Genomic DNA, 23,615 nt, shown 5'->3' with positions numbered 1-23,615 from the left:
GACATTGCCCTCGAGCTGGCTTGAGATGGCGTTGGCGAGCGTCGCCTCAATGAGCGTGCCCTGGACCACGGTGCGCGAGGGCTCGGAGATGACCTCGGCTTGTACGGCCTCGGACCGACCCGCACTCCGGAAACGTTCGGCGGCGTCAGACCGCTCGTCGATGCCACCCGGCCCATCGTCTTCGCCTGTCCCGCCGCCGCCTGACCGGTATGCCACCATTGCCGACTGCGTGCGGGCTTGAAGCAGCGCCTCTTCCTCGGCTCGGCGGGCCTCAAGCTCGGACCGGCGCCGCTCCAGATCTGCCAGGCGCTGCGCTTCCAGATCGGCCTGCACCTGCGTCTGGTTGGCCAGTTCGGCAGCCAGGTCCAGATCGGATTGCAGGCGCAGGTTCTCGCGGGACAGTTCATCCAGTGCTTGGTCCTTGCTGGCCATGTCATCCTTCAGCTGGTCCAGCTCCGCGCGCAATGCCTCGAGATCGGCGGCGGAGGTCTCTGGGTTGGCCCGCGCCGCGGCAAGCTCTGCCCTGGCTGCCGCGAGATCGGCTCTGGCCTGCTCCAGGGCCGCACGTGCTGCCGCAGCCTCAGCCTGGGCTTGCGGATCGGCGACCGTGCGCACGGTGGTGCGCGTGTCCGGCGGGGCTGGCGCGGGGTTCGGCTCGTTCTCGGTCAGCGTGAAGCCGTCAAGCCCCGTGTCATCCTGGAACTCGCGGACCTCCGAGGTCGGCAAGGGGGATGGAGCCGGGTCTCCCGACGGGACCACCGTTGCCACATAGGCGCCCCCCGCAAGTCCGGCCGCCAGCATCCCGGCAGGTAGCGCCAGCCGCCGCCACAGGGGCGGCTTGGCGGCCGGTGGCTGCATCCGGCGCAGCCGTTCCTCAAGGGGATCGGCTTCCGCCATCAACGCGTCCTCTGACCGGCACCAGGCCTCGTGCCCTCCACGCAGACATAGGCGTCGCCATAGCGCAGCACCCAGCGTTCCGAGCGCGCGCCCACGGTGATGACGGTACCGTTTACGCTGGTGTTGACGCTGTACTCCCGGCCTTTCGCATCGGCCCGGAAGACCGACGGGATGGGCGCGCCGGGCGGGATCTGGAATAGAGTCCGCTTTCCATCATCCGAGATCCCGACCGGCGTGAATTCCGCTGCGCCCCTGTGGCTCAGGACGCGGTAGGTCATCGGCACCTCCGGCGGGATTGCTGCCGCCGTGGCCGCGCTGCGGGACCGAGGCCCGCCGCTGCCCGGCACGGTGAACTTCACCGACCAGTGGGGCGTGGCCCGCGACGACTCCACGGCATGGATGAAGTAGAAGCGCCGGTTGGTCTCAACGGTCAGGTTGGTGCTGACGCCCTCGAGCACCGGCTTGACGGTAAAGACGTTGGAGCCTTCAAGCTTCTCGACCTGAAAGGCCTCGCTGTCGCCGATGGCAATCGAGCGGATTGTCTCGCCATCACCCAGTTCGACCAGAGTGACGTTCCGGACACGGGTGTTGACGGTATATACCTGCCCCTCCTGGAAGGTAGCATAGGTCAGGCGGCTGTCATTTCCGCCCGCACGGGGGCGGGCCTCGGCGTGGGACAGGGCGGGTAGGGAAAGCGCAAGCAGTACGCCGATTGTGGTGGAGCGGATCATGGCCGGGCCTCCATATCCTGAGCCTCAAAGCTTTCTGCCGTGACGCGGTAATCGGTGACGGTGAAGCCGAAGGGGTTCTCCCAGACGAGTTCCACCGCACTCGCGGTCGTGGGCTCGAAGGCATAGCGGACCGTGGCATAGAATTTGCCGATCCGGTCCGGCTCGCCGGGCTTTTCGAGGCGCTTGGTAAAGCGGACCTGGGCGGTGTTCTCGGCAACCGGTGTGATCGACAGCACATCCACGATGACCTTGCCGCTCGCGCCATAGATCAGCGGCGGATAGTTCGGGTTCGCCTTGTCCCATTGTGCCTTCAGGGCCGCCTGCACGCGGGTCGCGGACATGCGGTAGACCCGCAGGATACGGGCTTCGTTATCGGCCTCGTCATAGGTCTCGCGGTTCTTGACGTAGTTGTAGAGGAGCGACTGCTCGACAGCCACGCCTTGCTCGACACCGGCCGCCTCGATCCGGACCGCGCGCTCCGCCAGACCGGTGTCCTTGTCCACAATGGTTACGAAAGCCTGTGTTTCTTTTAGGGGCAGTGTCAGCCCTGCGACGGCGACCCCGCCGAGGCCCACCAACACCCCGCCGATGGCCACGCCCCAGGCCAGCCGCTCGCGCCGACGGACCCCAAAGATCAGTTCGGTTTCCAGGATCGTCCTGCTGTCAGCCTCGCCGTCCTTCATGGCATTCTCCAGAACTCGGGCGCCTCATGCGCCGCTGTCACCCTTGCCCTGCATGATGTTGATGCCGCGCAGCTTGGCGCGCAGATCGGCACCCTTCTCAGCCCAAGCGCGGTCCCGGGCACGGGCGGCCAGCATGGGCGTCTTGCCCGTGACGACCCCGGATAGAAGGGCCTCTCCACGGGCCTTGAGCGCCTCTCCTCCCCTGCGTATCCCGGCTCCAGTCGCAGTTGCAGGAAGCAGCACCGGACGCCCCACCAACCTCACCGCCTCGGGAGCGAAGTTCGCGAGATTGAAATTGCCGGTGATGTTGGCCGCCGCCGTGGGGATCGCCAGCAGGGCGAAGATGCCGACAAAGGCGACGCACAGAAAGCCGAGGATCATCGAGAAGTCTTCGACCTCAGCTTGGGGTGTAAACTGAGCCTCCGCCATCGATACGACAGCGCCGATTACGGCTGCCGCGGCAATCGGATACATCAGATAACCCACGAACGAGGTCAGCCAGGCCTCGAAAAGGGATTTGGTGCGCTCGAACAGGGTAGCGATCATCGCCATTGGCGCGACGCCCAGCAGGAATGCGATCATGATCTTCGAGAAGCCGACGATCAGCACATAGGCTGCCATCAGGACCGACAGGATAATGAACAGGAACCCGGCGATCACGCCCCGGGCGATGGCACTTTGAGCCGCCGCGGCCCCGTCCGCCACATCCGACATCTGCACCGCAAACTTGTCCATAGCGGCCTCGGGCGTGGCTGCCCCGCCGTGGAAGAAACTGAGGGCGAGATTGCCCGCGCCTGAAGAGAGCGCATCATAGATCGTGCCAAAGTTTGCCCAGGAGCGGGCGAAGAGGAACACCAGCACAATGCGTGACACGACCTGCCAAGCGTCGCGCATGGAAAGGCGGTAGGCGCCAAGCGCCATGTTGACACCGACCAAGGCGATCAGGAGCGTGGTCACGATCGTCAGCATGGGGTCGAGAGCATCGGCTGTCGACGTGAAGTATGTCTCGCCAACGTCGAGGACCGCTGCGTCCAGATCCCTAAGGATGGTTTCTACCAGGGCCATCAGTATTCTCCACACATGGCGTCGACGATCTTGGTCTGTCGTTCGTAGGCCTCGTAGAGGCCGCGAGTGTGGTCAGGCGTAAGGACATCCACGTCCAATTCCTTGCGCAACCGTTCCTCGAACTTGGCCACCGTCTCGTGTGGAATGATTTTTCCGGCACAGGTGCAGTCCTGTGTTGCGATGACGTTCGTCGTTGAAAGATAAACAGCGATGTCTCGATAGGCGCGCTTGCCTGGCCCACCAGGCGACCGAACGTTCGACCGCATTTCCGGCGTTTTTTCACACGTCCGGTTCGGCTGGTTTTGTGCCGCACTTGGCACCCGTTCAACACTGGACACGTCCACATCGGGTGAAAGGTCGAGGTTCAGAAAATCTACTTCCGCCTGCTTCTCGGCCTCGCTCATTTCGACTTGTCGATCCAAGAGCTCCTGCAGTTCCGGCTCCGGAAGGTCAGAAGGCTCTCTGGAAGTTTGTGCCAGTCCCATCGTGCCCAGGCCCAGGATCACTAGTCCGCTCAGCAATGCCGTCCGTGTCATGGTCAGTCCTCCAGCTTCATGCGCAGGTACTTTTCCTCGTCGGCCGCGGTCGCCGCGTCCATGACTCCCATATTACCCTGACCAACTGTCTGGATCGCCTCCATTGACCAGACATTGGCCAACGCGATGCCAAGCTCGGCAGTGACCCGCGTGTTGAGATCGATCGCTTCCTTCAGCCCGGCCGTGTCGGGAATGGTCTGCACAAGGCCATCGAGCCGTGTCAGGCTCTCGGTGGCCGCCTGCGCCGAACTTTCCGCCGCCACGCTCATGAAGGCATTGACGTTCGCGGACTGCCCGATCCTTGCCGCTGTTTGGTCCTCGCTCCTGGTCAGCGTGTCGACGCGCTCCCGAGACAAGCCTGCGGTCGCGAAGGTGCCATCCACATGACCCGTGACGGTGCGCCCGCTGCCCAGGATGTCGCCCGAGGCCAGCACGCGGGTCCAGTCGCCCATGCGCGCTGCCTCGACCGAAGTGGTCAGGTCCGAGAACCCGGGCAGGATGTCTCGGAGGAAGCTGTCGGGATCGACGCCGAGGTCGGCCAGGGTGAGCCCGTCTCTGAGTGCGCCGATCTGGTCCTGCAGGAGCACGATCTGCTGGAGGAGCTGGGTCGTCTGCTCGTCGAGTTTGAGGTTCTGGGCGATCTGCTCCTTCAACTGCAGCTTTGCCTCGGTGAGCTGTTCGACGAGCTTGGCCAGGCTGGTCGCGTCGATGGTGGGCACGCCTTGTCCGGTGACGGGCAGGGCCAGGGCGCAGGAAAGGGCGCCGAGTGCGAACGCATTCGAGATCTGTCTCATCCATCGATCCTCATGTTCAGGTAATCCTCATCCCGGGCATAGGCCTCGAGGAGCAGCGCGGTGCGGGCGGCCTCGACCTTGCGCTCCACCGCCTGCAGCCGGGTCAGGATCACCGCCATGCGCGCCACCTCGGCGCGGGCATAAGTGTTCAGATCCATGGCGGCCTTCGCAGACCGGGTTGTCTCGACCTGTCGCAGGATGTCCTCCAGCCGGGTCATGGAGCCGTGCATGGTGTTCAGGCTAATCGCGGCATAGCCCAGGGCCGCGTCCGAGACATTCGAGGTTTCGGCGATGGCCATGTCGCGTGGATCGAGCGTGCCGATCGCCTGCGGATCACCGCCCATGCGGGCCGCATAGCGGTTGTAGTAGCCGGTGATCTTCGCGACGTAGGTTCGGGTCTCCGCGTAGGGCGGGATGCCACCGTACTTCTGGACCACACCTGGACCGGCATTGTAGGCGGCGAGTGCGAGAGGCATGGTCCCGAACATGCCGAGACCTTTCAGGAGATAGCGCGCCCCGCCATCAAGCTGGGTGCGGGGATCCTGGCGGCTGCCATCGTCAGGAATGCCCAGCTCGGTGAAGGTGCCCGGCATGATCTGGGTCAGCCCGAAAGCGCCGACAGGGCTGCGGGCGCCGATGGAGAAGTTCGACTCCTGCTTGACAAGCGCCTGCAGCCAGCAGCGGAACTCGACCGCATCTATGCCCGCTCGCGCCAGGGCGGGGTGTCCGGCATGGGCCTGCGCGGTGTCGGAGATCATCTGCTCGATCGTGAGCGGCGCATCGCCCATGATGCGGGCGGCATAAGGGTTGTTGTCGGGAGTGGCGTAGATCTCCGTGGCTCCCGTGAAGGCACCGTTGCCCGAGACCCCCACTCCCTCGAGACCCGGTACGAAGCGGGAGGTCTCCGACAGCAGATTGAGCGTCTCCTGCGCCGCCACCAGTTGATCGCCCCGCGCCGCGATCTGTCGGAGCCTTTCCTCGTTCTTGGCCTGCAGCTCCCCTGTCCTGGCCACCTCCTCGCGCAGGCCGAGCACCTCGAGGGCAACCTTTTTCGCATCGATCACCGGCACGCCTTGCCCCGCCACGCCTGCGGGGATCACCATGGCGGCGATCAGGATGCAGGCTGGAGCGGAAACGCGGGCCTGCATCGCACGACCCCCTACTTGCAGGGACTTGTGGCCACGAAGGCCATGCCCGACCAGCAGTTGGTCTTACGGATCGGTGGGTCGCCACAACCCGCGAGCAGGGCAGCCAGGCCCGCGAGCATCAGGAGCTTACGCATCGTGGGTCCTCCAGAAGTGAGGCCGCGCGGCATAGTCGGCGCCGAAGGCCCGGCGGCCTGCCTCGCCGCCGCCGAGCGCCGTCAGAAGAGGGCCGAGCGGCGAGAGATCGACATCCAGGATCGTGGAGCCGTCACCGTGCCGCCACAGGGCCTGACGCTCGCCCGTCCGTCCCGTCAGGATGAAGTGTAGCTCGTTCTCGGTGAAGCCGAAGCCCTCATAATCCGCGACGTCGGCCGCCCGGTTGGGAAAGATCATCTGGTTTGGCATGGCCTGGATGATCGAGCCGGAGTGGCTGTCGCGGATCTGGGACGGGAACTGCGTGAGCAGCACGACCACGACATTGAGCTTGCGCACTGTGACCAGCCACTTCGGCAGCCACCGGGCGAAGAAGGTATCGTCAAAGACAGTGGAGGCCTCGTCGATCACCAGAAGGGTGGGGCGCTTCTCCTCGAAGAGAAGCTCAAGGCGGCGAAACAGATAAGACAGCACCGCCGTGCGTTCCGTGGCCATGGACAGGATCTCGGTCAGGTCGATCCCCGTCACAGGCGCGGTGAGATTGATTACCGGCTGATCGGCGTCCCCGAAGACCCAGGCGTAGCGCCCCTCGGGTGCCCATTCGGCAAGCTTCATCGCCAGTTCGCGGCTATCTCCCACATCGCCGATCAGGTCCCCGAAATGGGCGAAGGTCCTGAGCGCCTCCGGTGCCTGACCGTTCTGGCGAACGGCACCTTTGAGCGCTTCGGCCTGCTGCGGCGTGAGCCGGGGACCGTCGCGCTCGACCAGCCGGGCCAGCCAGTCCAGAAGCCAGGCCTCTCCGCGGGGGCCGCACTCCGTCAGAAGGGGGTTGAGCCCGGTGGGCTGACCCGCGCGAATGGCCGCATACCGGCCCCCAAGTGCCGTGATCGCCATGCGCAGTGCCTGGTCCTTGTCAAAGAGGATCATCCGGGCACCCGTTCGCTGCGCCTGCGCGGCCAGAAACGCCATCAGCGAGGACTTGCCGCTGCCCGAGGGGCCAAGAAACAGCGTGTGCCCGATGGTGGGCTCGGCCTTGGGATCGCCCGGCGCATGGAAGCTGAAGCGATGCGCGGCACCCGTTACCGTCTGGAACACCGTGACCGGCGTGCGCCAGGGCAGGGCCTCTGGCCTGGTTCCCGCGCTCGCCATGTGGAAGGAAGCCATGTCGGCGAAGTTGATCGACTTGGTGAGCGGGCTCCAGATCTCGTAGTCCTGGTTGCCGGGATGGGCCGCGAAGTAGGTGGCAGCCATCGTGTCATTGCAGCGCACCAGCTTTACCTTGGCCTGTTCCGCCACGCTGCGGACCTGAGACACCTTGGCCTCCAGTGCGGCCGGGCTCTCGGCGAAGACCGTGATCGTCAGCTGGTGCTCGCCGAAGCCGCAGCGGCCCGACTCCACGTCGTCATAGGTCTGGTGCAGATCAGCGGCGATGGAGCCCACCAGATCGCCCGCGGCTTCCATCTGCTGGATGCGGCGCTTGGCCAGCTCGCTGACCTTGCCCATGGCAACGGGCGTATAGGAATGCGAGATCACCGTGTCGGTACCGGCATCAAGGGCGTCGAGCATGCCCGGCCAGGTCTGCTGGGCATTGCGCCAGACCGACAGGACGGCCGCATGGCGCGGCCCGTCAAAGCCGTCGTGGAACTCGGCTAGTGGTCCTTTGAACCGGACCGACAGCAGCGAAACGTCCTCGGCGATCAGCGTGTGCAGCCCGCGATACTCGGGCCGGTAAAGTCCGGTGTTGATGGCCGCATAAAAGCCAAGAAGCGTGCCGTCGCTGATGCTGAGGCGATGCGTCTTCAGAGGCAGGCTCGTCTCCAGGATCGAGACGACCTCGCGGAGTTCCCCCAGGCGTTCGGCAGTGTTGCGGTCGAGAAGCTGCCCGGCCACCTTTGCGAAGAATGGCACCTTGAGCGGCACCCGCTTGTTGCGCACCACCGTGAGCACCAGCATGAACTCCCTCAAGGCGCGGCCGGACAGATGGCCGCGCCAAGTCATCTCCACGTCCTGCGCGAATCCCTCCCCGTAGAGGGGCTTCAACCCGAAGGCAGCGGGCCGCATTAGCCGGTGGACGTAAAAGGTGAACCGGTCATCGAGGCCGTCAAGGATGGCGGCGAAGCTCCGGGCCAGATCGAGGATGTCCCGGTCGGAGGCGGTGATCCCGTCGATGCCGCCGATCTCCAGGCTCATCATCAGCGCGTTCTCGCGGGTACGCACAGTATGATCGTCAATCTCCAGCGCATAAGGCATTTCCACATAGACCTGCGGCGATCTCGGCACATGGCGCCGCGCGCGTTCGCTGACCGGGAGGGTACGGGCGCTAAACATAGTGGCGGCCCAGCCTTCGCTTCCTGCGCGACAAAGGCGGCGGGGTCTTCCTCATCACCACTGCCACAGCCTTGTGGCCGTTCGGGTTCATTGCGGTGATCAGGCGGGCGAGGCCGTACCAGAGCGGTGCGGTCAGCAGCCATGGGGCGGCCTTGACCCAGATGAAGGGCAGCATGACAAGCGCGCCGACCGCCATCGTGTAGGGCATCGGCAGGCCCAAGAGCCTGGCCTGGCGCGACAGCCCGAGAATGACGGCATGACGCTCCATCAGCTGAAGACCGCCTTCAGGTCCGCCACAAAGCCCGGCGCGCCGAAGACCAGAAAGGCGCCGACGGCAATCATCAGCACCCACATCCAGCTGATCTTGTTGAAAGCGGCTGCAAAACCTGCCAGCACCAGGGCCACCGTGAAGAAGACAGTGGCGATGTTGCCGCGGATCCAGGCGACAAAGTCGTTACCGACCGTATCGGCTTTCGTGAAGTCCACGCCCGATTGCGCCAAAGCATCGCCAGAAACGGCAGCTACAAGGATCGCGGCGAGGAGGGTAGGCATCAGGAAACGGATCGGAGCCATGAGGGTGGCCTTTCCTAGTTTCGAAGGAGGCGGTCTCGTTCCGCGAGCACGCGGATCACGTAGTCACGGGTTTCCCGATAGGGTGGAACGCCGTGGTAGCGTTCGACGGCACCAGGCCCGGCATTGTAGGCAGCAAGCGCCAGAAGCGGAGAGCGGAACACCTGCAGCTGAAGAAGGAGGTAGCGGGCGCCGCCATCGAGGTTCTGCATCGGATCGCGCGGGTTCACGCCGAGCCTTGCGGCCGTACCAGGCATCAGCTGCGCGTAGCCTATGGCACCCTTGTGACTCACCGCATGGGGATTGAAGCGTGACTCCTGCCAGACCAGGGCTTGGAACAGAGCGGCCCACTCTCGCGGCGAGATATCGTTCTGCGAGAGGGCAGGGTGATGCTGATAACGGAGCGCCACTGTTCGCGTGGCAGCGATGCCGGTCGCGCGACGACCAGAGCCTGGCTGGTCAGATAGTGATGTCTCCAAAGGCGCCAAAAACATCATAGCGTTGCCAGAGTTGGCCGCTCCCTTATCAGCGGCCACACCTTCTCGTGCTTGCAAGTTGATGCGACGACCGTCAGCATCGAAGTGCTGCACGGAACTGGAACCCCTTATACCAATCTGCCTTCCGCTTGCGTCAAAGCGCAGAACATCGGCTGCGGCAGGTGAGACAGATCCGATCAGGCTGATTAAGATCCCAGTTTTGACAGAACCATGCTGCCCTCGTTTGAACGAGGTTGCCGTTTCCACGACAAGGCTCCAAACGAATTTTCTGCGGTCCGGACGATAAGCAATCCGAAGCGCAGATGCGGGTGACGCGTTTTGTTTGCCTGAGTTAGAGCCGCGCCACCATGGTGACGCCTTTGGCTCCGGGAATAACCGTGGCGGTGATCCCCAGATCCGTCTGAGCGTTGAACAGCCCGGTGGTGGTCTTGATCTCCTTGTACGCGTAATCAGACGGATCAAGCTTACGTCCAAATTGCTCAGCCCGCCGTCGTTCACGGTACAGGTCTCTCTGAGCGACGACCACACCAAAGCGGCCTGTTTCTGGCTCGAAGGCCACCAGGTACCAAGACCCTCGGACCGTGTTTTGTGCTGGGACAGGGTCTTCAGCACAAACCACGTGAAGTTCCCAGCCGTCCAAGAGTTTTTCCCTACACATGTCAACGGTGAGCACCTCGTTGCTAACCTGGACTTGGTTGGTCATGCGACGCGCTCCACAAAGCAGCCTGACGCGTCTACGCCAGACTATCAAAATACGTATTCACCGCGCAAGTAGGTAAAACGGAGATTCTCACCTTCCTTGCCGAGTGTCTGTTATCCGTGTTGGGAAAGAATCTTCAAGCTATAGCAACTCCACAAGCTTGATCGTTCTAAACTCGACTTCACGTTACATTTGAGCAGTTTGAAGCCAAAAAGATTTTGCCCAGTCGAACCTGCTCGTGGCGACCTGATGATGCCCGTTCCACGCCTACTGGTGATCCACTCCCGCTTGCTGCCATCGGCGGACCTTGCCCGGCTCGGACACCGCGAGTCGCGCCTGTCCAGAGGAAAGTGTCTGCCGCCTGCACTGCCCTACGGCAGATATACCGATGAACAGGTCGAGCATCGATGCGCATATCCGACCCGACTACCATTGCCATCGTTTCTCCGTGCTCACTATGACGGAAGTGACTTGGACAAGAAAAGGAAAGTCCAGACCGTTCAAGGCCGCCGACAGAGCAACGCCCTTAATCTCCGTCCGGATTGAATGACATACGGGGGGATTGATAGGGAATAGTGGCCACAGTTTGCTTCCAGGAGGTCCAGCTTGGCTCCGGCGTCATTCAGCCGGTCGACAAACCGTTTGGACAGTTCCGGCAACACGACCTTGTCTCTCAAAGCCAGAACAACCAAAATGTCCAACTCTGGCCGAGCAAGCCGATCCGTGTAGTTCTCCAGGTTTACGGGACCCCAAGCCCTGTTTAAGTCGGGTAATTTGATCGCCGGCTCCAAGCTGGCCCGGATCGATTGGGTTGCACGGCCAGTCCAAACCATATCGGCAAGGCTTCCCGCCGTCAAAAACAACGCAGCCTTTCTGACAGTCGGATCATGGGCTGCGATCAGTCCAGCTACCCAAGATCCTAGACTTATTCCGAGTACAGAAATTTCTTTGTAGCCTTCAGCCCTGAGCCACCGTATGAGTTTCCTGCCATCCAGCACTCCTTGCCGTACGGACCGGATCGTTCTGCCGAGATTTGCGCTCAGCATATAGTCAGCATGTGAGGAGCCCGGACGCTTACGCTCCAGATGATAGGGTAATGCGATCTCAACAACCGTGATGTCTTGCCGGGCAAATGACTTTGCCAGCAGATCGTTCCGGGAGCGCGCATTCCAGTGATGAAACACGACCAAAGCGTGATCAAAAGATCTGCCCTTCGTTATTCGAGCAAAAACCGTATTATTCTCGTCAGTCTCTGTGGATATGTCTGAAGGAAAGCTGATCCACCCATTTCCGGCTTCGAACGATAACTCGGATCCAATCGGTTCATCGAAATACGAAGGATCTGCAACGGCCCGGTCTGCAAGGTCACAAAAGTCTGCAATGCTTGCGACGTTGCCCGCCCCTGGAAAGGCCAGTTCGGCAGCAAGGACGACATCCGTTACCTTCTTTCCTTCGTCTCCGCGCTGCGCGCGCCGTTCCTCCCAATGATCAAGCCACTTGTAAAACACCTGGATTGTCCTCTCGCTCACCTTCCATACCGGAAGCCGGGATCGATCAAACTGTATATCGCGAGCAGCCCGCCGAGGCTTAGAAAAACGGAGAAGCCCGCAAAGACACCAATGAGCAGGTAGTTGGCCACGAGTAACCCCACAACCCCAAACATCATCCCCCACGGCAGACTAGACTGACCGGAGTAATCGTGTAGCCGCTTTTCACGTGGCTCCTCAGCAGCATTTATCGCTTTTGCTTGTGCGCACATCCAGCGAACTCGAGCGGCACCATGCAGGAAGACTGTACACGTCGTCAGGACAACGAGAAGGCTGCTATAAAGCGTGGGTCGGCTATAAGGAAGGCGATCAAGGATTACCTGTCGTCCGCTCAAGACCCTCATCAAGTCGTCAACTAACCACGACACGATCGTTTCTGCTCGCGATAGCATGAACATGTTTTGAATCCTCATGCAGATCGCAATAAGGATCCCCAAAATGGTACAACGAAATATTCCGAGCATTACTCTGGAAGAGGCTTCGTTGATCTCTTTCCGGCGCTCGGCATAGGACCAAAGTTCTGGTGCCTGTCCGATCTTTGACAGGTCATCGGCCAGTGTAAAAAGTAAAATCAAACCCGCAAAAAAGATAAAGAAGCAGATACCCATATAGAGGTACGCAGCGCCTGTGAACACGACGGCTTCCGGCACCGAGATAACGTCTGGACGGAAAATTGCTATACGGCCCCAGTCCACACCAAAGTTGCCTGGATCGCTCGTCAGCAGTGGGACCAAGCACTCGTTGATCCATTGCGCTACAGAGGCAATGGGCAAACAAACAAGAAGACTTGCCCAGTATGGATATGAATAATCTTCAACGCGGCGCATCCAGTCACGAGTACACTGGTCTTTTCGTCCCAGTGTAAACTTCACGCGCCCTTCCTTTTTCCAATAGGCGATCAAATCACCCGCAAACATCAGGTAGAGGGGAAGGATCACCAAGAAGAGAATTGTCCAATTCGGCGCCCACAAAAACCCCACCTGCTTGGTCGCTTCGTTCAGATGGGCATAGAAAACGCTGTGGATGTCGACAACGTACGACATGAAGCCCAGTGCCACGGCGCCCGCGAACACCGATGCCGGCAAATCCAGCAAGGATCGGCTACTGAAGAGTGCCTCGGATCGACTTGCCAGACTGAAGCGCCGAGACGATCCAGTAGGGGTGTTCTCGCTTGGTGTCTCTGGCGGCGGGTCTGCCTCGTTACGGGAGGACGCAGGTGGGGCCACATCTGTGTTCTCCAACGCTCCGGGTTCTTCTGCGCCGGTCTGCTTTCGTCTCTTGGCTGTCAGCTGTGATTGTGCCGTGCTGAGTTCCACCTGCCAATCGCCGGTCGCGACCGGATCATCACAACCTAAAACTCTCGCCAGCCACCGAATGTTGGTAGGGCTGATGCCCCTGTCGTTCTCCTGAAACCAAAGCTGCACCGTTCTCAGATCCACCCCGGCTCGATTGCCCTCGATCTGAGAGATTGCTTCTGCAAGAAGTTCGGGCGTCCATGGGCCAGGGGGAAATCCATCTTTGTCCGCTGGCCGACCCGCACCTGTGGCAGCTATTCGGGCGAAGAGCTCCTTGAAGTCACTCCCGTCCTTCGGGGGTGGCAGAAAAAACTTACTGTTCTTTGTCAGCGGACTGGCGGGTTCCATTTCGTTTCGTTTCGCCTGGCTTCGTATCCTCTCGTGACTTCTTCCCTTATGGAAGCACAGCTACTGGGGGTGCAGAAAGGGTTTTGTCAGTTCGATGGCGAACAAGACCTGACACAAGCCACTCTTTTGCGGGCAGATAGTGCCCACTGGGCGGAGGAATAGATGATGCATCAAGATCAGACGACGAAACGGGAAGCGATCCTCACGGAAACGGTTGTCGAGGGTCAGACAACCCGTGGGCTTTATCGCTGGAACACGGGTGAGTTTTCCCAGATTTCTGTTCCCGAAAACTTTTTCTTCGATCCTTCGAGGGCCATCCGCCCGCGGACGTACTCGCAATCGCCGGTTGCCACGTAGGGACAAGGGGAGTAATCATAATACCGATCTGCAGTGCAGATAGGTGCAATGATATGAATTGCTGGCACATACGCAACATCGTCACGGCCGGGCTGATTGTCGCAGTCCCGGCACTCACCCCCTCTTCTGCCCTCGCCTATCCTATCGATTGCGCCATCTTGCTCTGCATGGCTGGCGGCTTTCCGGCATCGGCCGAATGCTCGGCCGCCAAAGCCGAGGTCATCCGTCGCATCACCCCCTGGCCCATCGAGCCGCCGTTGCAACTCTGGCGATGTCCCATGGGGAGCAGTCCCGACCTGCCGGCTGACGGCGCGGGGACCTTGTCGCCGGAAGTCGCGGCATACCGTGACGCGATCGAGGTCTGGTATCTTGCCAAGTCCGTGACGAGCGGCAGTGGAGGGCGGGACATGTATCTGGATACTGTGCGAGGCACCTACGATGCGTCTGGTCGCCTTGTGCGGCAAAGCGTTGACGAGGAGGACTGGCCTGCATGGCTGGACCCCACAGTTCGGGCCAGAACCGGGAGCACGCTGTTAAGTGAGTACGGTCCAAGCTTTCGGGCCGTCGTGCTGCGCATGCAGGATTACACCGGTGCATATTCCATGGAGTGGGTGAGCTACTGATGCCTGTACCGGCCGTTGAGCAGTCCACGACGAAAAGAAGGGACAACGAGGTCATACAAACGATCACTGAGACATAGAAAACCCCCGCGCGGGGTCCGCACGAGGGGAGGTTCGATAACACAGGTTTGCAGACCTGTATCAGCTCTACTTGTTAGGAGCGATCGTGATTGAATCCGTCCCAAAAATCAAGCGTGAAAACGCATCCGTGCGAACGAATGCGTTTTGGCTGCGGCTCCCGTGCTCCCAGTTTCCGAGGAGCAAATGGCACGAACGTTCACAGCAAAGGCCCATTCCCGTCGCGATCTGCCAGTCTACCCATCCCTGCCTTCCGGGTGGCAGCGCGACGCCTTTATTCACCTTGTGGAGCGGATCGCCCCGCATCTCGGCGTCGGCCGAGCGGCTGCGCATACATGGACCCGGCTTGCTGCCATGACTCGGCCAGCAGAGTGGATCGAGCCCGACCGAGAGCCAAGCGTTTATGCAGCTGCGTCTGAACTTGCAAAAATGCTTGCTCTTTCCGAGGCACGGCTGCGTGCGCACACTGCACGGCTCGAGCAGGCGGGGCTTCTCGAGCGAAGGACGGCCGCAAATGGCAGCCGATCCCGCCACGCCGGAACCGGGCTGTTCTTCAGTGGTGTCATCAACCGGTTTTCCGATTTGCTTGCTCTCGATGCGCAGCTGACCACAGCGCGCCGTGAAGCCATCTATCTTCGGGGTCAACGCAGTACTCATTGGCGCTGTCTCCGACGGGCTCTGGAGCAGCTCCGCAACGTTGCCTCTCAGGATGCCCGTGTTCAAGCCATGGAGGATGCCTGGGCTGCCTGGCCTGGCGCCGACCGGCTGCACGCCATGACGCTGGATGCGCTTGCCGCGCACGAGAGGGAAGCGGACGCCCTGACGCGAGCCGCCCTCGATCTGCTCGAAACGCTCCAGAAATCAACCGATCGACCGCTCGAAAACGAGCGGTCCCCTCTACAAGATACAAGCGAAGATTTTTCCTTGTCTTGTGATGCCCGCACCGAGGGCAGAGGGTCTGCGGTGGAGGTGGTGTTCGGCCAACCTTCTCGTCAGCCAACGGTGAGCAGCAGACAAGACGCCGAAGATGGGTGTAAGGGTGGGCCGAACGCGGCCAGAAGCGAATGGCTCACCAAAGTCGGCCCTGAGCGGCTGTTCCGGCTCGCCTCACCCGAGATGCAGTTCTACCTGTCCGGGCGGGCTGATCCCGAGCGCCTGAGGTTTCACGACTTCGTCTGGACGGCGGAGCGGCGCGTGCTGGAATTGGGCATTCACCCCTCTGCCTGGTCCGATGCCTTCAAAGCCATGGGCGTGGATGGCGCAACGGTGGCCATGCTGATCCTGGACGCGCGCCGGGACGATCCTGTGGCGCCGATCATCAGCCCCGGCGGCTATCTGCGGGGCATGACGCGGGCCTGGCTGCAGGGTCACCTGAACATGATGGGCAGTCTGATCGGCCTCAGCGAACGCCGCCGACGGGAGGAAGCATTGTGACGCCTCATCGCTTCATCACCGCCGCCCTGCTTACGGTGCTTTTGATCTCTCCTGCCGCAAAAGCGCAGGCTCCGGTCTGCGTTCCACCCGAGGAGCCCTGGGTTCCAGAGCGAGACGCGGATATCGAGGCCTATGTCGATCTGGTGGCGGCTGATTTCGAGCGCTACTTCTCGGCACTGACCCAGCATTTCCAGTGCCTGGATCAGGCATGGCAGGATAGCCTCGCGGGGGCCCGCGCCGTTTCTGCCGCGCGAGAGACCTTCGTGCAGCGTGCGACAGCGCTTGGCCTCCGGGCGCGTCTCGGGGTCGATCCGCAGCCGCCGTCGGACGGGGGGCGGAAATGAGGAAAGCGGCGCGGCTCTCTTTGCTGATCCTGGTGGCGGCAATGTTCCTGCTGGGTGCGCAGGAACACATGACACTTGCTACCGGCGTGGCAGGGCCTGCACGGATGATCGATGGCGATACCCTTGTCATCGGTGGGTGGCGGATCCGCATCCTCGGCATGGGCGCCCCTGAACCGGACCTGATCTGCCACGACGCAGCCAGGCAGACATGGAAATGCGGTTGGGACCTCCCACAAGTCCTGGCGGCGCCCATCGCTCGGCAGGTTTCGTGCCATGTCGCTGGTCTGGACCGCTACGGCCGCGATCTGGCGGGCTTCGCCTCGTGCGGTGCCGATGTGGCCGCGTGGCTGGTCCGCGAGCGATGGGCCGTGCCTGCAGGCGACGAGCAGGGCATTTGGCGCGGCAGCTCCATGCGGCCGGCGGACTGGCGCAGAGCAGGGGACCGGCAGCACAGGGAGGGAGCGGACGATGAGCGCTGACGGCAAGTGTTACCGGCTGGGGCATGTCCGCTTTTGCGACGATGCGCCCGAGCTGCAAGGGATCCTCGCTCGGGCGCATGACGGTCATGCCCGCCCACTCTGCCAGTGCTGCGAAGCCGAACCGCCCATGTATGTGGCCCTGATCAATGGTGTGTTTCACCTCAAGCGCATGCCCGGCACCGGGCATACGCATGACCTTGCCTGCCCGTCCTTCGATCCACCCCCGGAACTCTCCGGGCTTGGGCCACTCTCCGGGCAGGCCATCGTTACAGACGAGGCAGGCGACACGATGCTCAGGCTCGGCTTTTCGCTGTCCCTGCGCGGCAGCAGGCCGTCGTCGCCCACCGATGAGGGTGAAGCGGATACCGTATCGGTGACCGCCAGCCCGCGCAGGCTGCGGCTCCTTGCCCTCTTGCACTATCTTTGGGACGCTGCGGGACTGACGACATGGCGCAGGGCTTACGGGCGACGCAGCTGGTGGATCGTGCACCGCGAGCTCTGCTTCGCGGGGGCCCGCGCCCGGACCCGGTCTGGGCCGCTGTCGGACATCCTCTTTGTTCCGCCTCCCTACGTCCTCGAGGACAAGGAGCGCCTGGCAGGCGAACGGCGGCGCTTTCTCCACAGGCTGCGGCCTGTGGCGGGCAAGCCCACGGGACTTGGCCTGCTGGTGGCCGAACTCAAGGGACAGGAGCCCGCGCAATACGGCCGCAAGCTCCGCTTCAAGCATCTGCCGGACTTTTCCGTTTTCGTCGACAGCGACACAGTCAAGCGGTTCGACAGGGCTGCTGCCCGGAAGGTGCGGCTCGTCGAGGCCACGCCAAACAGTCACCTGATGGCCATCGCGACCTTTGCCGTGAAAGGCAGTTACGCCGAGATCCGGGAGATTGCTCTGATGGCGGTCGATGGCCGGTGGATCCCCTTTGCGGGCGAGCGGGATCATGCGCTGCTCGAAGCCCTCGCCGAGCGGGATTTCGTCCGCTGCCTGCCCTACAACCTGCCGCCGGATGCGCCCATTGCCACCGCCGTGCTGCTCGACGGAGACGGCCCGATCGCGCTCTATGCGCCGGCACCGGACATGGCGGCGAACCATGAGGAGGACCTGCGCCGGATTGCTGCAGAAGGTATCTATCCGGCCTGGCACTGGCCGGCGGGCGTTTTCGACATGCCAGAGCTCCCGCGGCGCGTGGACCATGTCGCACGGACCTGATCCACAACCCCGGGCAAACTGATCACGCTCTGAAGCCGGGTCACATTGCCGTTCCGCAGCCAGTAGCGAGGCCGACACACCAATCAGGCTTGCGTCACTCATCAGCGCGACGAATCCCTGCTGGCGGATTGATTCCGATTTGTCATTGGACCTGCCGGGAGCCCAGGCGCAGACTCTTGGCCATGATGCTAGAAACAGGCCGCAGCGCTTCCTCGGACGGTAATCCGGGCGACGACCGGGACCGGTTCCAGGCGTGGCCTTGCGCCGAAGCCCTCCGTTGTTGCGGCAAAGCCCTCGGCAGCAGGCCTCATACCCTTGCTGCACGCCATCTCCATGACATAGGGAGGACACGTCCATGCCCAACTTCACCGCGCATCAACATCCGGCCCTGGCGGTCGGCTGTCCCACCTGCGGCAAGGCGCCCGATGAATGGTGCTGCGGCGCCAACGGCCAGCTGTCGCCCGATCTGCACAGGGCGCGCCAGGCGGAGGCCGACCGTGAGTTCGTCGAGCAGTATGGCGATCTTGCCGCCATCGTTCCTGCCGCGAGCGGTTGGCTGATCGACCCGCATGGACGCGAGCGGGACTGAAGGTGGCAAAGGATCTGGCGGCCTTGTGATGAGGATGAGCTGCCCGCATGGCTCGCAGCGAACCTCGTACGCTCTTTGTGCAGGGGATCGGTTCGTTGAGAAGCCGAAGGCCCAAGATACCGTCAGCGCGCCTGGCCCGCAGTCAGCCACTCGTCGAGCTTTGACCAGCGGCGGCGTCCCGAAGCATTCTTGACCGCGATTGCCACGGCGCGCTTTTGACCGACCAGCACCACCAGCTTCCGGCCACGGGTCACGCCGGTATAAAGGAGGTTGCGCTGCAGCATGGTGTAATGCTGGGTCATCACCGGGATGACCACCGCAGGGTACTCTGATCCCTGGCTCTTGTGGATGGTGGCGGCATAGGCCGGCACCAGGGTGTCGAGTTCGCCAAAGGCGAACACAACCGTGCGGCCGTCGAAGTCGACCGCGACCTCGCCTTCATCCGCATCGACATCGGCGATGGTGCCGATATCACCGTTATAGACGTCCTTGTCATAGTCGTTCTCGACCTGCATGACCTTGTCGCCCGGCGCAAAGGTCCAGCCGAAGCGCTCGATCTTCTTGTCGCCGGCGGGGTTCAAAGCCTTCTGCAGCTCGATGTTGAGCGAGCGGGCGCCGACACCGCCCCGGTTCATGGGACACAGGACCTGGATGTCCTTGATCGGATCAAGACCGAAGCGGCGGGGGATGCGTCGGCTGACCAGTTCCACGATGCGCACCACGGCCTCTTCGGGATCGCCAGCCGGCACGAAGTAGAAGTCCGTCTCCCCGTCCGGTGGCGCGAGGTCGGGCAGGCGTCCGGCATTGATCGCATGCGCGGTGGTGATGATCCTGCTTTGTGCGGCTTGGCGGAAGACCTCGGTCAGGCGCACCACCGGCACAGCGCCCGAGCCGATGATGTCGGCCAGCACCTGGCCGGGGCCGACCGAGGGCAGCTGGTCGATGTCGCCTACCATCAGAAGTGCCGCGGTGGTTGGCACCGCCTTCATCAGCGACTGCATGAGCGGCACGTCGACCATGGAGCTTTCGTCGACCACCAGCAGCTCGCAGTCGAGTGGGCTGTCCTCGTTGCGCTTGAAGGCGAAGGCCTTGGGATCGAACTCCAGCAGGCGGTGGATGGTCCGGGCCTCCAGCCCGGTGGTCTCGGTCATCCGCTTGGCGGCGCGGCCGGTGGGCGCTGCGAGCAGGAGCTTCACACCTTTGGCCGCGAGGATGCGCAGGATGGCGTTCACAATGGTGGTCTTGCCCACACCGGGCCCGCCGGTGATCACCATAACCTTGGATTTGAGCGCCAGGCGGATCGCCTCGGCCTGGCTCGGGGCCAGGCTGAGGCCGGTCTTCTCCTCGATCCAGGGCAGGGCACGATCGGCATCGATGGCGGGCCAGGGCAGGGGGCCGGTGCCGAGGCGCCCGAGGTGGCCGGCGATGGCGCGCTCGGCCCCATAAAGCCCGGTCAGGAAGATGCAGTCCGCCTCCCCCACCCGGTCCGCGGTCACAGACCCTTCCGCAAGCTCATCGCCGATGGCGCTCTCGATGAGGGCAGGGGGCACGTCCAGCAGCGTCTCGGCAAGGCCGGTCAACTCGGAACGCGGCAGTCCGCAATGGCCGTCGCCCATGGCCTCGCTCAGCGCAAAGGACACGCCTGCCCGGATGCGGATGGCGGCCGTTTTCTCGATCCCGAGCTTTTCGGCGATGGTGTCCGCGGTGCGAAAGCCGATGCCGCGGATGTCGCGGGCCAGGCGATAGGGGTTCTCGCTCATCACCTGCACGGCGTCCGTGCCGTAGGTCTTGAAGATCCGTACCGCTCGCGCGGTGCCTACCCCGTGGCCATGGAGAAAGACCATGATCTCGCGGATGACCTTCTGGTCCGCCCAGCCGGCGGTGATCCTGGCGGCCCGGACCGGGCCGATGCCGCCCACGTCGCGCAGGCGCTCGGGCTCGGCCTCGATGACATCGAAGACGTCGGTGCCGAAGGCCTTCACCAGCCGCCGGGCATAACCCGGCCCGATGCCCCGGATCATGCCGGAGCCGAGGTATTTCTCGATGCCCTCGACGGACGAGGGCGCCGAGGCCTTGAGAAACTGCGCCTTGAACTGCAGGCCATGGGTGCGGTCGTTGAGCCAGACACCCGAGGCAGTGATCCATTCGCCCGCCGAGATCATCGCGGCATGGCCCACCACGGTGACCAGGTCCCGGTGCCCGCGCGCCTTGACCCGCAGCACGCAAAAGCCGCTCTCGGGACTGTGGAAGGTCACCCGCTCGACCGGCCCGGCCAGAACCTCCGTAGGATTGTGGGTATCCGGGGTCATCACCTGCGCCATCCACAATCCCCACCAAACAACCCCGCGACGTTCCCTGACCGCATGTTGCACCAATCGCATTGCGTCTGGCCTTCATCGCGGGCGACATCTTTCCGCGTCTTCGACCATCTCGTGTCAGCAGATATATGCCAGCCAGGTCCTGAACCAAGTTCCGAACTGTTGCGGGCGAACGGATCAGACATCCGCAATCCGCACCCCACCCTTCACATCCTCCCGTCGTCAAAGGGGAGGGCACAACCAGGGTCAGTCTTCCGGAAGCCCTTCCCGATGAAGACCTCAGGTGTTTCCCTTAAGGCAGCTGCCCACCTGACAGTTTCGTCAGCCGTGTTCCTCTTGAAAGACGTCAAGTCCTCCCTTCAAAGCTGATCGCCGCGGGGCGTGTTGTGATCATCGGCATCCAGCAAAGAGAATGGGCAAGCAGCGCCTGCTCTTGAAGCACAAAATGACTCTCAACGGATGTATCCGACAAGCCTCACGCCTTCCGCCGCGAGAGAGAGGCCCGCAGCTTCAGTCCTTCCCTTGCAGACGCTGCATGGCAGCATCCCCAAAGGATCGGTTGTGCGAGTGCAGCGTTAGCGCCATCTTTGGTGCATCGAAATAGCGCAAGGCCAATCCGGGCAGGGCGCAGATGCAAGAACAAAGACGCTGAAAAGGAAACCCGCCATGGCTACGATTGCCCAGACCTACAACGCCGCTGCCACCTCTGGCATCGCTGGCCGTCTGATGGCTGCGATCCAGCATATGCAGGAAAACCGCGCCCGCCGCGTGATCTATCGCCAGACCGTGCGTGAACTGAACGCCCTGACCAACCGCGACCTGGCGGACCTGGGCATCAGCCGCGCGATGATCACCCGCCTGGCTCACGAAGCCGCTTGGGGTTCGAAGTAAGATATAGACCTTCCCGCCCTCTTCTCCCTGGGCCGGGGCTGGCGGCATTTTTCTGCCAGAGGATGCCGCCCCTACATAGCCGCTCCATTGGCGGCACCCGATGCGACGGACCTCTCCTCCTCCCCATGGTCCGATCGTTGGCGGCAACGGCCTCTCCTCCTCCCTGGCCTTGCCGCACCCATACGCGGCCCTTCCTCCTCCCTGGGCCAGCGTTCCGCGGCAGCACCCCCTCCTCCCTGGGTGCTGCCGCTTTTTCATGATGGACACCGATGCTGGAGCAACGCCTCCGAACTGACCGGATACTCGTCGTCCACTGAGAGGGTTGGTCTTATCCTCATCACCTGATCGGTTCCTCTTTGTCTGACCCTGAGGGCAGCTTTGCCGGAGACATCTTCATCAGCCTCGCCTTGCTGCTCCTGTCCTCCGGGCTTCTGGACGGACGCGAACGGAACCGGAACATGAAGCGCGTGTTTCCTTGCAGCATCCTGAGAAAGGCAGTGCCCCATGGCCGATGAAAACCCGAAATCCCACCCGACCGACAATGCCGAGAAAGATCCCGACAGCTGGGTCAGCGGCGAAGACCCGATGACCGGCGCCCAGGCGTCTTATCTCAAGACGTTGAGCGAACAGGCCGACGATCCCGACACTTTTGACGACACCATCAGCAAGGCAGAGGCCTCAAAGCGCATCGATGCGCTGAAAGCCAAGCTGGGCCTAGACCAGTAGGGCTTCGCTGTCGGAAAGGCGGAGCGACATCCCAAAGGCCATGAGTTCGGGCAACTATGGTTTTGTAGGGCGATGCGGTGCCGATGCTCCTGGGGGCCGGCACCCTTTTTCCGAATGTATCACGCAACACGGTTCTGTGTAGCTCCGGATGATCTGGTGCAGTGCCCTTTTGCCAATCTGACGCTGGGCGAACCCCCAGTCATTACGAGAGCGCAGCAGGCTACGGTGCAAAGGGCGCGGATTTCGGAGATGCCCAGTACTCTCGGCCCTCAGAAACTGTAGCCGACCCGTATGCCGACGCCCCATGCGTGGCTGCCGTCGATCTCGGCGCGGGCTGTATCAGGCGTGCCGGTCTCGGGCCGGGCATCCCCCAGCCTGGTATAACTGATGCCGGTCGTGATCCTGATCCTGTCCTGCGTGTAGATGGCTGCCAGACTGATGCCCTTCCGGCCGTTGACCGGCGCCAGCGGCGAGACAAGGTCATTGCCGGACTTCTCGTAGGTGAAGCTTGCTGCGCCAGACCAGGTCTCGGTGAATGTGCGGCCCACGCCGATGGTGAAGGTGGTTGTGTCGTCGAGATCGACAAGGCCGCTGCCGGTCACCTGAAGGAGCTTCTCAGGGTCCACGCGGAAGCTTGACCAATCCACCCAGCGGATGGAGCCGAAGACAAGGGTGTTGGGATCGATGCCGGTCTGGAACTCGAGGTTCCAGGATTTCGGCGTCTTGACCGTCAGCCTGGACCGCCCGTCCAGAAGCGCCAAGGCCGGCGCGGGGCCGGGTCCATCCGGATCCACAAGAGGACCGGTCTCAGAGATGTCGAAGTCATGCTCGATCACTGCATTATAGGTCAGGGACACACGGGCGGCGATGTCCGGTCTTTCCCACGACACCCCGGCGAGCCACCCATAAGCGATATCCCTGTCCACATCGACACGGTAGCCGCTGATGGGGCCAAACGCTGCGCCGGCCAAGGTCACGCGTCCATCCGTGCGCGCTCCGCGGAGACCCGCGTGAACCCCGAAGCCGCTTTCCGGAACAGCAAAGCGGATGATGCCGGTCAGGTCGGTGTTGTTGATGACCACGCCGGTTCCGCCGAGATTGAACGAACCACTGGCTGGATAAGCGATGTCGGCCCCGAATGGCTGATCCAGGATGATCGCGGCTGACCAGAGTTCATTGAACTGGTGCTTATAGGCAAAGCCGAAGTTGTCGTAGGAGGGCGCAATATCGCCGGTGCGCTCACCACCGGAATAGAGGCCAAGCGGCAGGTCTGTTCCTGTGAT

The 23,615-nt window shown here is 62.5% G+C and carries 23 protein-coding genes and 1 pseudogene; 8 read left to right on the top strand and 16 right to left on the bottom strand.

Annotated features, from left to right (window positions below):
* The 14 genes and pseudogenes from IEX25_RS18525 to IEX25_RS18460 all read right to left on the bottom strand — a co-directional run.
* A pseudogene (locus tag IEX25_RS18525) lies at positions 1 to 897 on the bottom strand (hypothetical protein); the annotation flags it as partial.
* Positions 897 to 1,628, bottom strand: coding sequence for a TrbG/VirB9 family P-type conjugative transfer protein (locus IEX25_RS18520; RefSeq protein ID WP_188717117.1), 732 nt, complete (start codon positions 1,626 to 1,628; stop codon positions 897 to 899). The gene IEX25_RS18520 and the pseudogene IEX25_RS18525, both read right to left, overlap by 1 nt.
* Positions 1,625 to 2,311, bottom strand: a complete 687-nt coding sequence (locus tag IEX25_RS18515) for a VirB8 family type IV secretion system protein (protein WP_188717116.1) — start codon at positions 2,309 to 2,311, stop codon at positions 1,625 to 1,627. The genes IEX25_RS18520 and IEX25_RS18515 overlap by 4 nt, the downstream gene beginning before the upstream one ends.
* 24 nt (positions 2,312 to 2,335) lie before the next feature.
* A complete protein-coding gene (locus IEX25_RS18510) occupies positions 2,336 to 3,376 on the bottom strand; it encodes a TrbL/VirB6 family protein (protein ID WP_188717114.1) in 1,041 nt (346 codons plus the stop codon).
* Positions 3,376 to 3,912 carry a hypothetical protein gene (locus IEX25_RS18505; protein WP_188717112.1) on the bottom strand — a complete coding sequence of 179 codons (537 nt, stop codon included), beginning with the start codon at positions 3,910 to 3,912 and terminating at the stop codon, positions 3,376 to 3,378. The genes IEX25_RS18510 and IEX25_RS18505 overlap by 1 nt, the downstream gene beginning before the upstream one ends.
* A 2-nt stretch (positions 3,913 to 3,914) precedes the next feature.
* Positions 3,915 to 4,706: a type IV secretion system protein gene (locus IEX25_RS18500; RefSeq protein WP_188717111.1), complete on the bottom strand. Its 792-nt coding sequence runs from the start codon at positions 4,704 to 4,706 to the stop codon at positions 3,915 to 3,917.
* A complete protein-coding gene (locus IEX25_RS18495) occupies positions 4,703 to 5,854 on the bottom strand; it encodes a lytic transglycosylase domain-containing protein (RefSeq protein ID WP_188717109.1) in 1,152 nt (383 codons plus the stop codon). Before IEX25_RS18495 ends, IEX25_RS18500 begins: the two co-directional genes overlap by 4 nt.
* Before the next feature lie 126 nt (positions 5,855 to 5,980).
* On the bottom strand, positions 5,981 to 8,332 hold the full coding sequence (locus IEX25_RS18490) for a VirB4 family type IV secretion/conjugal transfer ATPase (protein ID WP_188717107.1): 2,352 nt from the start codon (positions 8,330 to 8,332) through the stop codon (positions 5,981 to 5,983).
* A complete protein-coding gene (locus IEX25_RS18485) occupies positions 8,325 to 8,600 on the bottom strand; it encodes a VirB3 family type IV secretion system protein (RefSeq protein ID WP_188717105.1) in 276 nt (91 codons plus the stop codon). The genes IEX25_RS18490 and IEX25_RS18485 overlap by 8 nt, the downstream gene beginning before the upstream one ends.
* Positions 8,600 to 8,905 carry a TrbC/VirB2 family protein gene (locus IEX25_RS18480; RefSeq protein WP_188717103.1) on the bottom strand — a complete coding sequence of 102 codons (306 nt, stop codon included), beginning with the start codon at positions 8,903 to 8,905 and terminating at the stop codon, positions 8,600 to 8,602. The genes IEX25_RS18485 and IEX25_RS18480 overlap by 1 nt, the downstream gene beginning before the upstream one ends.
* A 14-nt stretch (positions 8,906 to 8,919) precedes the next feature.
* Positions 8,920 to 9,645, bottom strand: a complete 726-nt coding sequence (locus tag IEX25_RS18475) for a lytic transglycosylase domain-containing protein (protein ID WP_229665453.1) — start codon at positions 9,643 to 9,645, stop codon at positions 8,920 to 8,922.
* Between the two features lie 85 nt (positions 9,646 to 9,730).
* The gene (locus IEX25_RS18470) at positions 9,731 to 10,102 is read right to left on the bottom strand and encodes a hypothetical protein (protein WP_188717101.1); all 372 of its coding nucleotides are present in this window, start codon (positions 10,100 to 10,102) and stop codon (positions 9,731 to 9,733) included.
* A gap of 497 nt (positions 10,103 to 10,599) precedes the next feature.
* Entirely contained in the window at positions 10,600 to 11,607 is a 1,008-nt protein-coding gene (locus IEX25_RS18465; RefSeq protein WP_188717099.1) for an alpha/beta hydrolase family protein, read from the bottom strand.
* Positions 11,608 to 11,624: 17 nt separating this feature from the next.
* Positions 11,625 to 13,289, bottom strand: a complete 1,665-nt coding sequence (locus IEX25_RS18460) for an RcgA family putative transporter (RefSeq protein WP_188717097.1) — start codon at positions 13,287 to 13,289, stop codon at positions 11,625 to 11,627.
* Between the two features lie 410 nt (positions 13,290 to 13,699).
* On the opposite strand from IEX25_RS18460, the gene IEX25_RS18455 reads away from it, so the two are divergent.
* The 6 genes from IEX25_RS18455 to IEX25_RS18430 all read left to right on the top strand — a co-directional run bounded on the left by IEX25_RS18455 (position 13,700) and on the right by IEX25_RS18430 (position 18,397).
* The gene (locus IEX25_RS18455) at positions 13,700 to 14,269 is read left to right on the top strand and encodes a hypothetical protein (RefSeq protein ID WP_188717125.1); all 570 of its coding nucleotides are present in this window, start codon (positions 13,700 to 13,702) and stop codon (positions 14,267 to 14,269) included.
* 261 nt (positions 14,270 to 14,530) lie between these two features.
* Positions 14,531 to 15,778, top strand: coding sequence for a replication initiation protein RepC (repC, locus tag IEX25_RS18450; RefSeq protein ID WP_188717096.1), 1,248 nt, complete (start codon positions 14,531 to 14,533; stop codon positions 15,776 to 15,778).
* Positions 15,775 to 16,122, top strand: a complete 348-nt coding sequence (locus IEX25_RS18445; RefSeq protein WP_188717094.1) for a hypothetical protein — start codon at positions 15,775 to 15,777, stop codon at positions 16,120 to 16,122. The genes repC and IEX25_RS18445 overlap by 4 nt, the downstream gene beginning before the upstream one ends.
* A complete protein-coding gene (locus IEX25_RS18440) occupies positions 16,119 to 16,601 on the top strand; it encodes a thermonuclease family protein (protein ID WP_188717091.1) in 483 nt (160 codons plus the stop codon). Before IEX25_RS18445 ends, IEX25_RS18440 begins: the two co-directional genes overlap by 4 nt.
* A complete protein-coding gene (locus IEX25_RS18435) occupies positions 16,591 to 17,808 on the top strand; it encodes a DUF1173 family protein (protein ID WP_188717089.1) in 1,218 nt (405 codons plus the stop codon). The genes IEX25_RS18440 and IEX25_RS18435 overlap by 11 nt, the downstream gene beginning before the upstream one ends.
* Positions 17,809 to 18,163: 355 nt before the next feature.
* Entirely contained in the window at positions 18,164 to 18,397 is a 234-nt protein-coding gene (locus tag IEX25_RS18430) for a zinc finger domain-containing protein (protein WP_188717087.1), read from the top strand.
* 122 nt (positions 18,398 to 18,519) lie between these two features.
* On the opposite strand, the gene recD2 is transcribed toward IEX25_RS18430, so the two are convergent.
* Positions 18,520 to 20,718: an SF1B family DNA helicase RecD2 gene (gene recD2, locus IEX25_RS18425; RefSeq protein ID WP_229665452.1), complete on the bottom strand. Its 2,199-nt coding sequence runs from the start codon at positions 20,716 to 20,718 to the stop codon at positions 18,520 to 18,522.
* 663 nt (positions 20,719 to 21,381) lie between these two features.
* Here recD2 and IEX25_RS18420 point away from each other — a divergent pair.
* Together IEX25_RS18420 and IEX25_RS18415 are read left to right on the top strand one after the other, a co-directional pair.
* Positions 21,382 to 21,606, top strand: a complete 225-nt coding sequence (locus IEX25_RS18420) for a DUF1127 domain-containing protein (RefSeq protein WP_229665444.1) — start codon at positions 21,382 to 21,384, stop codon at positions 21,604 to 21,606.
* A gap of 504 nt (positions 21,607 to 22,110) precedes the next feature.
* The gene (locus tag IEX25_RS18415; RefSeq protein ID WP_188717085.1) at positions 22,111 to 22,332 is read left to right on the top strand and encodes a DUF3072 domain-containing protein; all 222 of its coding nucleotides are present in this window, start codon (positions 22,111 to 22,113) and stop codon (positions 22,330 to 22,332) included.
* 269 nt (positions 22,333 to 22,601) lie between these two features.
* Here IEX25_RS18415 and IEX25_RS18410 read toward each other — a convergent pair.
* Positions 22,602 to 23,615, bottom strand: a 1,014-nt coding sequence (locus tag IEX25_RS18410; protein WP_188717083.1) for an OmpP1/FadL family transporter, incomplete at its 5' end; no start/stop codon positions are given.

The organism is Paracoccus acridae (assembly GCF_014642735.1).
Taxonomy (GTDB): domain Bacteria; phylum Pseudomonadota; class Alphaproteobacteria; order Rhodobacterales; family Rhodobacteraceae; genus Paracoccus; species Paracoccus acridae.
The sequence above is the reverse complement of the archived record's forward strand: the minus strand, read 5'-3'. Positions and strand labels throughout refer to the sequence as shown.

Bases quoted from the DNA above. Each gene is read 5' to 3' on its own strand.
- IEX25_RS18520 (WP_188717117.1), bottom strand. From the start codon at position 1,628: ATGATCCGCTCCACCACAATCGGCGTACTGCTTGCGCTTTCCCTACCC.
- IEX25_RS18515 (WP_188717116.1), bottom strand. From the start codon at position 2,311: ATGAAGGACGGCGAGGCTGACAGCAGGACGATCCTGGAAACCGAACTG.
- IEX25_RS18510 (WP_188717114.1), bottom strand. From the start codon at position 3,376: ATGGCCCTGGTAGAAACCATCCTTAGGGATCTGGACGCAGCGGTCCTC.
- IEX25_RS18505 (WP_188717112.1), bottom strand. From the start codon at position 3,912: ATGACACGGACGGCATTGCTGAGCGGACTAGTGATCCTGGGCCTGGGC.
- IEX25_RS18500 (WP_188717111.1), bottom strand. From the start codon at position 4,706: ATGAGACAGATCTCGAATGCGTTCGCACTCGGCGCCCTTTCCTGCGCC.
- IEX25_RS18495 (WP_188717109.1), bottom strand. From the start codon at position 5,854: ATGCAGGCCCGCGTTTCCGCTCCAGCCTGCATCCTGATCGCCGCCATG.
- IEX25_RS18490 (WP_188717107.1), bottom strand. From the start codon at position 8,332: ATGTTTAGCGCCCGTACCCTCCCGGTCAGCGAACGCGCGCGGCGCCAT.
- IEX25_RS18485 (WP_188717105.1), bottom strand. From the start codon at position 8,600: ATGGAGCGTCATGCCGTCATTCTCGGGCTGTCGCGCCAGGCCAGGCTC.
- IEX25_RS18480 (WP_188717103.1), bottom strand. From the start codon at position 8,905: ATGGCTCCGATCCGTTTCCTGATGCCTACCCTCCTCGCCGCGATCCTT.
- IEX25_RS18470 (WP_188717101.1), bottom strand. From the start codon at position 10,102: ATGACCAACCAAGTCCAGGTTAGCAACGAGGTGCTCACCGTTGACATG.
- IEX25_RS18460 (WP_188717097.1), bottom strand. From the start codon at position 13,289: ATGGAACCCGCCAGTCCGCTGACAAAGAACAGTAAGTTTTTTCTGCCA.
- IEX25_RS18455 (WP_188717125.1), top strand. From the start codon at position 13,700: ATGAATTGCTGGCACATACGCAACATCGTCACGGCCGGGCTGATTGTC.
- repC (WP_188717096.1), top strand. From the start codon at position 14,531: ATGGCACGAACGTTCACAGCAAAGGCCCATTCCCGTCGCGATCTGCCA.
- IEX25_RS18440 (WP_188717091.1), top strand. From the start codon at position 16,119: ATGAGGAAAGCGGCGCGGCTCTCTTTGCTGATCCTGGTGGCGGCAATG.
- IEX25_RS18435 (WP_188717089.1), top strand. From the start codon at position 16,591: ATGAGCGCTGACGGCAAGTGTTACCGGCTGGGGCATGTCCGCTTTTGC.
- IEX25_RS18430 (WP_188717087.1), top strand. From the start codon at position 18,164: ATGCCCAACTTCACCGCGCATCAACATCCGGCCCTGGCGGTCGGCTGT.
- recD2 (WP_229665452.1), bottom strand. From the start codon at position 20,718: ATGGCGCAGGTGATGACCCCGGATACCCACAATCCTACGGAGGTTCTG.
- IEX25_RS18420 (WP_229665444.1), top strand. From the start codon at position 21,382: ATGGCTACGATTGCCCAGACCTACAACGCCGCTGCCACCTCTGGCATC.
- IEX25_RS18415 (WP_188717085.1), top strand. From the start codon at position 22,111: ATGGCCGATGAAAACCCGAAATCCCACCCGACCGACAATGCCGAGAAA.